The organism is Microcystis sp. M049S2 (genome assembly GCF_020245625.1).
In the GTDB taxonomy this organism is placed as follows: Bacteria; Cyanobacteriota; Cyanobacteriia; order Cyanobacteriales; family Microcystaceae; genus Microcystis; species Microcystis ichthyoblabe_A.
The window spans coordinates 1-11,177 of record NZ_JADBUN010000060.1 but is presented as its reverse complement, the minus strand read 5'-3'; the positions used below and the strand labels follow the sequence as shown (position 1 = coordinate 11,177).

The following is an 11,177-nucleotide window of genomic DNA, read 5'->3' as shown; positions in this document are numbered from 1 at the left end:
TGTTGGATAAGGCTTTTAGACTTTTTTTCCCTCAAAAAGTGCCGACCATTGGAGGGATCGGGGGTAGAATTCAGGTACTTTTTCCCTGAAAATTAGGTAACTGACTACCTCAAAATCGGTAAAACCCTACACCCTACACCCTACACCCTGCCCCCACCAACAAACTTTTTCAGCAAACCCTAGGTAGAGTAATCGATAAACTACGCCTACCCATTAGTTTGAGGTAGGCGTTTTTAGCTAAGGAAGTCTCAAATTAGTTAGGGACTTTTGCGAAAGACAAGACCTATTCCTCCTAAAGTAATTAAACCGATAACGATAGAAGGTTCAGGAACTTTGCTAAAAGTTAGGCTACCTTGTCCTGCAATACCTAAGCGAGGAGTATAGGTAAAAGCCGCTTCACTTAGTTCAAAAAATCCGCTAGTCAGGGCAAAATTAGCGATGGGAAAGAAGGCATTAGTAGAGGTGACACTATAATCGATGCCGAGAAAAGTCCCATCGAAATAATTAGCCACGGGAGGGGCATCGGCCGAAGCGAGATTAAAGCTATGGTCGAGGAGATTAAAACTAATATTGGTCAAGGGGATAGATTCAAAATCTACGCCTGTAATCGCCCCATCATCGAAACTGGCCGAACCGGAATAAGTCCCATTCAGACTTCCAGAAGTTATAACACCTTGAAAATTGTAGGTGATATTTGCCGCTTGTAAACTATTGACATTGACCGCAAAATATGCTAGGGCTAAACCTGTGATTACAGCAACTTTATTCATGGAAATTACTCCTTAAAAAAAACGGTGGGCATTGATAGCCCACCAAAAAAAACTAGAACAGGAAATTGGCAAGGTTATTCAAGACCGCCACCGCAACGTTATTAATTAACGCTAGGGGTAAAGGACTTGCGGCAGTTCCAAAACCATCAGTATCGATATTTAGAACCGTACTACTACCACGAGCAGTAAAAGTGATATAACCATCAGCAATGGGATTACTGCCGGTGTAATTCAAACTATTAAGCAGTTGCGTGAGAACAATTTTGTCGCTGCCGACGGTAAAATCAGTGATAGTATCACTGCGATCGCTCAAACTGACATAAACAAACAAATCATTACCACCTAAACCAGTTAGGGTGTCGCGACCTTGGAACCCGACTAAGACATCATCACCGGTAGTACCCACTAGATTATCAATGCCGGCCGTACCCGAACGAGTGGAACGCAAAACTTCATCACTGCGGAAATTGAGGTTTTGCAGACGGGTATCAAATTCTCTGCTCACATCTTCCCCTAAAAAGGGTTGATTGAAGAAATTCGCCCGTAAATACTCCGCAAAAGCGTCCTGTTCCGTACCATCGGGGGCAAAAGTTGCATTTCCAGTGAAGTTGGGTGTACTGCCTAGCAAATTGACGCGATTGCGCTGGGGAATGGTATAACCATCACCGCCATCAAGAAGAAAAGAAAGCGTCACCATGCGGAAGCTACGATTAGCATCACCGACAATTGCGCCATTTTGCACCACCACATCGATAACTGTGCCGTTTTCATCCTTGATTACCAAAGATTTTATCCGACTGCTGGCGGGGTCATCAAGGTGGAAACTGAAGGCCATTCCTCCCACTTGCGGGAAACGGCCTTGGGAATTAGCAGGGTCGTTTGTACTAGCCGCCAGACCATACTCCAAAATCCCCTTTAATTCACTAGCGGTGACAGTGGTGAGACTAAGGGAATTATTAAAACTGAGGGCATTTTTAATCGCTACTTCTGAAATTCCCCCGGCCGGTTTCACTCCGGGTACTTCTTCTGGTGCTACCCGTACTGCTTCCGTACCGGTTGGAACGATGATACTGCCAATGCTATTGCGAATACCACCGCCATTTTTCAGGGAAATAACCACGTTAGCATCGGTTTTTTTGGCCTCAGCTAGGTTAGCATCGGCGGTAATATTGCCGAGGTTGGTTTCCTGTTGGCGAACTCCGTCTAATCCTGTCCCCGACCGTTGACCGTTGAGGAAAACTCGCGTAAAACCGAAGAAATTGCCTTCTTGAGCGTTAATAACCCCTCTGAGGGCATTGGTAATCCCCCGAATTTCGGGGTCTTCTAATCCTGTTCCCCCCACTTCCGTCACTCCTTGGGCATCGGTGGCGTAAGCGCCGCTAATATTGGGATTGTAGCTTTCGGGAATGATATGACCACTGCTATCAAAATCGATAACTAAGCGCCCGACGTACTTATAATTGGCATCGGTATTAACTACCGCTACTGGTTTTCCCTCCGGGTTAGTTTTGACAATGGGGTAAACGCCCTGGAAGGTGTCTCCGGCGCGTAAACGGTCATTTTCGTCGGTTAAACGAGTATGGGAACCACCAGCGACAATAATATCGACATTGCGTAAACGTTCCGCTAGGGCCTGTTCGATCGATAATTGTTGCATATGGGCTAACAAAACGACCTTATTCATCCCCGGATTAGCGGCCAAAAGTGCATCGACGGAAGCTTGAATAATGGCCGCTAAAGCATCAAGGTCATTTGGATTAGCAGGAGAAACTCCCACGTTACCCGGACTGGAAATTGAGCGTAAAATCGGGGTAGTTGCCCCAACAATACCAATTTTCTCGCCATCGGGCAGAGTAATCACCGTACTCTTAGCGATTTTATTAGCAATGGTACTCGCTTCCTGACCATCGGCAGTCACTAAACTGGCTAAGTTGGTACCGGGGGCAAAATTAAGATTAGAACTGAGATAGGGGAAATTTGTACCCGGATAGTTGCCATTGGGAAGAATCAAATTACGGACAACTGCTGTACCTTGGTCAAATTCATGATTGCCAAAAGCGTTCGCTTGTACTCCCAAATTGTTGAGAATCTGGATATCGCCGCGGCCAACTGCCCCGAATACCTGTTCGCTGGCCCCGAAAAATAGCCCCGGAATGTAGGCATCTCCAGACGCAAGGGTGAGGGTATTGGCAAAACCCGCTACACCATCGTTATCGATGTCCTGCTGTTTGAGGGCATTTAACACCGCACTCATGCGCGGGGCATCATCAAGGGCTGAAATTCCGCCTTCGTTGTCGGAAAAATGGAATAATTGCAGTTTAAAGGGTTGAGGGGTGGTTAAATTTAAACCAATTAAAACGGGATCATGATCGCTGGTACGATAGGGGTTAACTTGGTAGAGTGCAGAGGGGTTTAAGGGAGGATTGGAGGGATTTTCCCCGGGGTCAACGATATTGTCATCGTAGTCAAAAACACTAGGTTCATCAGCGTTAATGTGCCATTCCGTCACTCCCGTTACCTGGGAGGCTAAACTAGCATTAGCGAGAGCATGGTCGAGATAACCAGCTTGTCCATCGAAGACGTAGGAATAAGCGTTAATACCCCCAAATTGACCCACTAAATTTGTATATCCGGCGGATTCGAGCGCTCGAATTGGGTCTTCTTGGGCGTAGGCATTGAGATCCCCGATAATTAAATAATCCCTATCACCGCTATTAGTGGGATCCGTGGCTATCCAATCCCTTAAGGCTAAGGCCGCATTGGTGCGACTGGCATTCCAGAAACCTTGACCATCCCCTCGATCGAAGTTAGGATCACTTGTATTAGTTAAACCCGATTGACCTTTTGATTTTAGGTGATTGACGACTAAATTAAATTTGGCACCAGTATTGACTTCTTGGAAGGCTTGTGCTAGGGCGGGACGATTGCGAGTATCATCGAAACGAGCATCAACGCTACTGTCTAAGATCTTAAAATCACCTACAGGGGTCACTTTAGCGGGTCGATAAATCAATCCCACCTTAATCGCATCGGTGCCAATTGTACCTGTGGGGATAAAAGCGTAGGTTCCTGCACCTGCAACGGCATTTAAAGCGTTAACAAGCTTAGATATCGCCCCATCGCCGTTATTTTCCAATTCTATCAACCCGAAAACATCGGCATCAAGACCGATAAGCGCCGTGACTAATTTCTCCTCTTGACGCTGAAATTCGTTGATACTATTGGCACCCCGGGCATTATTAGTGCCATTGGCGATGGTGGTAAAGTAATTAAGGACGTTATAACTGGCAATTTTTAGCCTACCCCCCACATTAGTGGGCGTTTCTGAGCGATTATTGACCGCTTGAAAGTCCACACCTTGGTTATTCTGGACGCGATAGACTCCGAAACGTTGGTCTAAAACTCCGGTTAATCCCGTTACTGTGTCCCCGGCCCGTAAAATGTTACTGGTACTGAGGGGATTGCCACCACGTCCGAATAGAGTCGTCGGAAAAGTGAGATTACTACCATCATCTAGGGTAATTCGTCGCAGATTATTACTCGCTTGTAAAATATTGGCATCTGTCCCCGGATTGGTAACGTTAGTGGGTTGTTGTAAACGTCCCCCAGAGGATAAAACCACACTACCAAAACGACCAAGTTGGAAATATTCGGTTAAAGAGAGAGTTTCGGCGAAAGTTGTCCGCATTCCCTCAAAAGCTTCTAAAACTTGCGGTTGAGCATTCGCGTTCGAGAGATTGCTAATAGTGGCGGCCGTGGGTAAGGGATTATTATTAGAAATAATTAACGCTTCCGTGATAATGCTCAGTTGGGTTAAGGATACCCCCGCGTTACCAAATTCACTAACTGTTCCTGTAATTCTAACTTTATCGCCGATAGTAAGGTTAATAATCGGGATATTGCCTTCAAAAATAAATAAACCTTCGGAAGTAAGAGGATTACTATCGCTATCGCTATCTTCCTCCTGAAGATAAAAACCACTTAATCCCGTATTACCCTGGAAATCTCCCACCACGATCGCTTCTACAGTCACCAATTGATTTAAAATTGGACTGACTAAACCCGTGCCTTGAATTTCATGGATTTTTACGAGGGTAGGAGTGGGTAGAATATATGTACTGGGAGCGGCTAAACCAGTCACGGCAATATCATCAATTGCGTATTCATCGCGATTACCGCTACCACTAACATCATCTCCTGTCCAACGCAGGAAAAAATTACTATTAGCGGCGATACTTAATCCAGAAAGGGTAATAGAACGAGTTACCGACTGCCAACCGGAACTGTCCAGATTACCCGGGGTGATAAAGTCTAAACTACTAACAGCAGTAAAAATATTTCCGTCCCCAGAATAGGAAAAATTGAGAGAATTGGCCCGATTTTGGTCGTTGCGAAAGCGGATGATATAGGAAAGAGTAATCGAATCCACTAAGCTATTAGTGACATTCTGTAAGCGTAGGGTGATAGCGCCGGGGGTAAAATCATCTCCTGTGGGTTGTACCCCAAAAGCATTATTTCCCGAAGCGACGCTGAAAGCATAAACTCCCCCAGTGGTGACAGGGTTAGATGTCTGTCCTCTGGCAAAATCTCCTGAAGAAGTACGGGTGTCCCCATAGGTCATGCTGCCATCGGAAAGACCGGAAATAATCCAAAGGTCTGAATCTAGCTGACCTAGACTCGGAATCGGGGCGAATCCCGAACCAGTAAAAGTATTAAAATTTTCTGTAAAGGTAGCGTTACTCATACTGTAGTGATGAAGATGCCTTTACTACCCTAGAGTTCAAGGATTAATGACTGGTAAACTCTCCTTTAATGACCCGTAAACCTTTGGTTAAAAGAGATTATTCGTTAAATTATAGCCTTTTTCATAAACATGAAGTATAACGTTAACGATAGCCAAATTGCACAATGAATGAAATCCTATCGAGTAGAGTTGCGTCAGAAAATCCTAGAATTGTCATTATAACTAACCCATTTCGGCTCTCCCAGCTTTGGTGGGTCAAATGTATTCTAAGATACATTTCTCAAGAGCGAGGGGGTGGAACGAACCACAAAGACACAAAGGACACAAAGATTGATCGATCCTATGTAAGTTAAACTTATCACACAGAACCTAGAAGAGCCCCATCTCTCCAAGACAATTAGCGAAAAGATTCTATATTTATTCGGTCATCAAACCCGGTTTACAAGCTTCCGGGTTGGTAGTGACCACTTCAGTGGTTGTTTAACTAAGAACAAGAGGAAAGGCAGCGTAGGATTATTTTTTAAGATAAATACGAACTCCTTGAACTTCATCAACTAGCCGATAATTTGCCTTGATAACCCTAGCAATTTCAGGAAAAACTTCGTGTCCCTGAGTTTCTCTATCTTTAAATCTAGTCATTCTTGGAGCCACAGCATCAACAAATAACTTAGCATTAGAATTAATCAGATCGTCTGCATACTGTTTGAAAAAATATTGCTGTAGGGGAAAGTATTTCAAGGGACCTATTACACTGGCCCTTGTTGCTTGTATAAGTCCCGTGTCAACATATAACTGTGGTGCCCACCCCCAGACAGCCATAGATTCACCAGGAGAAGCATAATTTAGAATAGTTTTAGCAATCGGACTGAGATAATTTTTAGCAAATCTTCTGCGATTATCCAGGTAAAAGTTATCTGATATTATTGTTATGGTAAATTGTAAAAAACTACTAGCAACTGTAATGAAAACTACGCCTGTTAAAAGAGAGAATTTTAAGTGTGAACGAGTGAATTTTGACACTTGTAAAACTTTGGCAAGTTCACCTAAAAACACGCCGATTAGAAATCCACTAGGTATAATTAGAAACAGTAAATAATGAGGAAAACTGTTACCTGGTCTAATAACTGAATAACTCGACGCGGCCAAAATAACTAAACTGTAATAGACAAAACAAAATGTGTTAAACTGCTCTTGATGTGGGCTTAAAGAAAAACGCTTTATTATTAAAAATGGTATTCCTACTATCAATGCAATTGCCGTCAATAAAAATAACATCTGTGTATCTTGCACTCTTACTAACATATCCAGAAATATGTTAATTTTTGCCAAAAAGGTTACTTGCGTTAGATTTCCTCCCAAACCATGGGTAGAATAAATCAATAAATTCTGTTGTATATAAGATGTCCAGAAAGCATCATATATTGAGAAAAATATTAGATATAATACAACTAAAGCTGAGAACAATATTCCCCCAAGAAAGAAAGCAGCAAGACTCCTGATGAATTGACCTCTTGCGCTGCTTTTTAGCCAGAGTATGTGCAAAAATATACAAGCAATTGAGAAAGCTATAGGAACTGACTGCATTTTGGCAAAGGGAGTAAGTCCGAGGATAAAACCCAAGGCAAATATCAGCCGATTAGGATTAGATGAATTACCAGCATAATATTTACAAACAATTAACAAAGCCACACTTAATATTGCAATTGAAAAATGTTCACTTGTATAATGCACATAGCCTGATTCCTTCATTAAGGCGACAGTGGTAAAAACGGGAACTATTGCTAGACGAGAAAGGCTCTTATCGTAGAGAGTGGATAAAGCATAATAAAGACAAACAATAGCAGCAATTATCATGATTAAGCCGATCACACGACTACTAGCATATTCAATTCTGAACCCGAAAAAAGCTGGTAGAGTCAGAGGATAGACATTGAGCGGTCCAGATGAACCCGCATCTACCGCACGCCAGAAAACTGGGTCTTTCAACAGTTTGATTGCACCTGCGATAAACTGCCCCTCGTCTGGGTCTAGCATTGGTGACAAGAAACCTGGCCAGCGTGCTGCTAAAATAAAAGTAACTAAAGATATAATAAATATTAGATTTGACGATAAAAACTTCTGGAGCTTACTCGTGGGAGTTCTCGGGAATATAAGAGGAGAAAAAGCTAAAAAAATGAGGATAATAAAAGTGAATATTACCGATATTCTGTAAATAATTGACAAAGATGGAATACTTGCCAAGTTGCTCAGTAGCCACCACCGTAAATCAATTTGGTTATCTACCATTTTTTCACTCTTTAGGGATCAATCTAGAGGGGATGGACTTATATTATAATCGGCTGTAAGCATTTTTTCGATGTTTACAACTGAGGATAATGACAACTGAACCCCCATCGTCTAATTCTCGCACTTCTGACTGGCTGGCTGCCTGATAAATTGCGAAAACTTGGCTTAAATCTGCTCTTAGTCCGATATTAATGAAAATTACCCGTTTTTTACCCAGATTTAATCCCTCTAGATGCGCTTGACGATAGGGTGCGCGTTTTTCCAGCACGTTTTCACAATAACTACTCCAGATAACAAATTTCGGCATATTTGACCTGTAATCTCTTGATCTGTTGCTATTTTACGATCGAACTAAATCCCTATAGAAAAGTGTGGAGGGGTACAGTTGGCTGATTTTGTCTATGGCCAAGTTTTACAGAAGATTTAAGTAGAGTAATCGATAAACCGCCAATTCAAGTGTGAATTGCATCACTTTTTTATCTCGTAAACGCTCGATTATTGACATAATTAACGATAAATTCAATAATACTAAATCTGGTTATTAAAGACTGATTATTTATCTCCTCTTTTGCCTGTCCTGATATGTAGCCTATACTCAACGGATTTAGTATAATATCTCCCAAATTGAACATTCGAGGCATCCTTCCCCTGGGAATTTTGGGGTTAACCTTCTGTCTGGACTAATTGCTTATTGTCACCGACCCAAAAAACCTAACCTTCGTCTTGATTGGCTTTTACCCCCATCTGCTTAACCCGAATTCAGGTTAATTTAGATAGTCGGCAGCTTATCCGAGTCCGGATATTTCAATCGCGGGATATTTTCCCAGTCAAAAGCTCCAAACTGAGATCACGTCCGATAAAACATAAGGAATGTTAACCAAAACCACTTATCGTTAAGGAATTTTGATAAGTTGGAGATTGAACAAAGATAGAAAGTCTCTAGCGCTGACAACTATGGCTGTAATTGTCCAAAAATACGGTGGTACATCGGTAGGTTCCGTGGAACGCATTCAATCGGTCGCTCAACGGGTCAAAAATACGGTAATAGCAGGAAACACCGTGGTGGTGGTCGTTTCTGCCATGGGTAAAACCACCGATGGATTGGTCAATTTAGCCAAACAGATCGCCGCCGAACCCTCGCGCCGGGAGATGGATATGTTATTATCCACGGGGGAACAGGTAACGATCGCCTTGATGAGTATGGCCCTAGAGGAAATCGGACAACCGGCCATCTCCCTAACCGGCGCTCAGGTGGGAATTGTCACGGAATCCGAACATAGTCGGGCCCGTATTTTAGAAATTAAAACCGATCGCCTTTCCCGTCATCTATCGGAAGGTAAAGTAGTTGTGGTCGCCGGTTTTCAAGGTGTTAGCGATAGTGATCAACTAGAGATTACCACCCTAGGGCGCGGTGGGTCCGATACCTCGGCCGTGGCCCTAGCAGCCGCCTTAAAAGCCGATTTTTGCGAAATTTACACCGATGTACCCGGTATTCTCACCACTGACCCCCGTTTAGTCCCCGAAGCGCGTCTTTTAGACCAAATCACCTGCGATGAGATGCTGGAATTAGCCAGTTTAGGGGCGAAAGTTCTCCACCCGCGAGCGGTGGAAATCGCTAAAAATTTCGGGGTTCCCTTGGTTGTCCGCTCCAGTTGGACAGAGGATCCGGGTACTTGGGTGACATCCCCGGCACCGAAACCGCGCACCCTGCAAGGATTGGAATTGACAAAAGCAGTGGATGCGGTGGAATTTGAGGGTAATCAGGCGAAAATCGCCCTTTTACGGGTTCCTGATCGTCCCGGCATCGCTGCCCGTTTATTCGGGGAAATCGCCCATCAACAGGTGGACGTGGATTTAATTATTCAATCGATTCACGAGGGGGACAGCAACGATATCGCCTTTACGGTGATGGGAAATGCCTTAAAAAAAGCCCAATCCGTGGCCGAAGCGATCGCACCGGTTTTACGTTCCCATCCCACTAATACAGAGGAAGCGGAAGTGATCATCGAATCCGGGGCCGCTAAAATCGCCATTACCGGCGCTGGTATGATCGGCCGGCCGGGAATTGCTGCCCAAATATTTAGCACTTTGGCCGCAGCGGCAATTAATATCGAAATGATCTCCACTTCTGAAGTAAAAGTCAGTTGTGTCATCGATGAAGCGGACGGAGAAAAAGCAATTAAAGTCCTTTGTGATGCTTTTCAAGTGGAGTATTCTGCTAAAGTTGCTCATTGCGAAATCCCTAAAAATTTAGTCCCAGTCAGGGGAGTGGCCCTAGATAATAATCAGGCACAAATGGCCATTCGTAACGTCCCCGATCGCCCCGGGATGGCGGCGAGAATTTTCTCGGTTTTAGCGGCAAAAAATGTCAGTGTTGATATGATTATTCAATCCCAACGCTGTCGCATTGTCGATGGCATTCCCCGACGGGATATCGCTTTTACTTTACCCCAAGCTGATGCTAATTTAGCCCAAAAAATCCTCTTAGAACTATCGGAAAGTTTGGGTTTACAGGAAGTGGTGGTTAATAATGATGTGGCCAAAGTGAGCATTGTTGGTTCAGGAATGGAAGGACAACCGGGGGTAGCAGCACGCTTTTTTGAAGCTTTAGCAAAGGAGAAAATTAATATTTTGATGATTGCTACTTCTGATATAAAAATCAGTTGTGTGGTGAATCAGGAAGATGGAGTCAGGGCCCTACAAGTGGTTCACGCCGCTTTTGGATTAGCCGGACAGGGTAAAATTGAAGTACCCGCCTAAATGAAATTACAAGTTCTATGATGGGGGTAAGAGTTGTTTATATTGCTGGCAACTTAACCCCCAAAAACCAGTTAAGTAAGTTAACCCTCATCACCCCGATTTTATCTATGGACCCTCTTACAGGAGCAGCGATCGCAGTTGGTTCGATTATTGCCACTAAAGTGCTAGAGAAAACTGGTGAAAAAGTGGGAGAGAAAGTTTGGCAACAAACAGAAAAATTTCTCACTTCCCTGAAACAAGTTTCTCCAGATACTGTCACCGCAATTGAAAAAGCACCCGAACAGCCTTTAGATTATGGACAGGCAATTATAGAGGTGGAATCTGTTGCTAAAACCAGTCCCGAATTAAGCCAAATTATAACCGATTTGGTTGACATTGTAGAATCCCAACCTTTACCTAATTTAAAGGATATTCTTAACAATATTGCTAAGGGTTTGCAATCTCAATCCTCTGGACAAAAAACCTATATCAAAACTATTGAAAAAATTGTTAATTTTTCTCAAAGGGACATTAATATTAATGAACAAAATATCACCATGTAATGTCTTGGGTGCGTGCAATGCACCCCGACGGAACCGAAAAAAATGCCATTGTAGGGGCGAATTGCGTTCGCCCTT

The 11,177-nt window shown here is 43.4% G+C and carries 6 protein-coding genes and 1 pseudogene; 3 read left to right on the top strand and 4 right to left on the bottom strand.

From position 1 onward, the window contains the following. Positions 1–257 precede the first annotated feature (257 nt). From IM496_RS05185 to IM496_RS05170, 4 genes are all read right to left on the bottom strand, one after another. Positions 258–770 carry a PEP-CTERM sorting domain-containing protein gene (locus tag IM496_RS05185; RefSeq protein WP_287661448.1) on the bottom strand — a complete coding sequence of 171 codons (513 nt, stop codon included), beginning with the start codon at positions 768–770 and terminating at the stop codon, positions 258–260. Between the two features lie 52 nt (positions 771–822). Continuing rightward, entirely contained in the window at positions 823–5,514 is a 4,692-nt protein-coding gene (locus IM496_RS05180; RefSeq protein ID WP_287661447.1) for an ExeM/NucH family extracellular endonuclease, read from the bottom strand. A 513-nt stretch (positions 5,515–6,027) separates the two neighbouring features. Further along, positions 6,028–7,800, bottom strand: a complete 1,773-nt coding sequence (locus IM496_RS05175; RefSeq protein WP_287661446.1) for a hypothetical protein — start codon at positions 7,798–7,800, stop codon at positions 6,028–6,030. Between the two features lie 43 nt (positions 7,801–7,843). Then, positions 7,844–8,107 (bottom strand): YciI family protein, encoded by a 264-nt coding sequence (locus tag IM496_RS05170; protein WP_287661445.1) that lies wholly within the window; start codon positions 8,105–8,107, stop codon positions 7,844–7,846. Between the two features lie 304 nt (positions 8,108–8,411). Here IM496_RS05170 and IM496_RS05165 point away from each other — a divergent pair. The 3 genes and pseudogenes from IM496_RS05165 to IM496_RS05155 all read left to right on the top strand — a co-directional run. Beyond that, positions 8,412–8,552: pseudogene (locus tag IM496_RS05165) on the top strand (IS982 family transposase); the annotation flags it as partial. Between the two features lie 202 nt (positions 8,553–8,754). After that, positions 8,755–10,560 carry an aspartate kinase gene (locus IM496_RS05160; protein WP_069475262.1) on the top strand — a complete coding sequence of 602 codons (1,806 nt, stop codon included), beginning with the start codon at positions 8,755–8,757 and terminating at the stop codon, positions 10,558–10,560. Between the two features lie 107 nt (positions 10,561–10,667). Next, entirely contained in the window at positions 10,668–11,102 is a 435-nt protein-coding gene (locus IM496_RS05155) for a hypothetical protein (RefSeq protein WP_287661444.1), read from the top strand. The last annotated feature ends 75 nt before the right edge of the window (positions 11,103–11,177 follow it).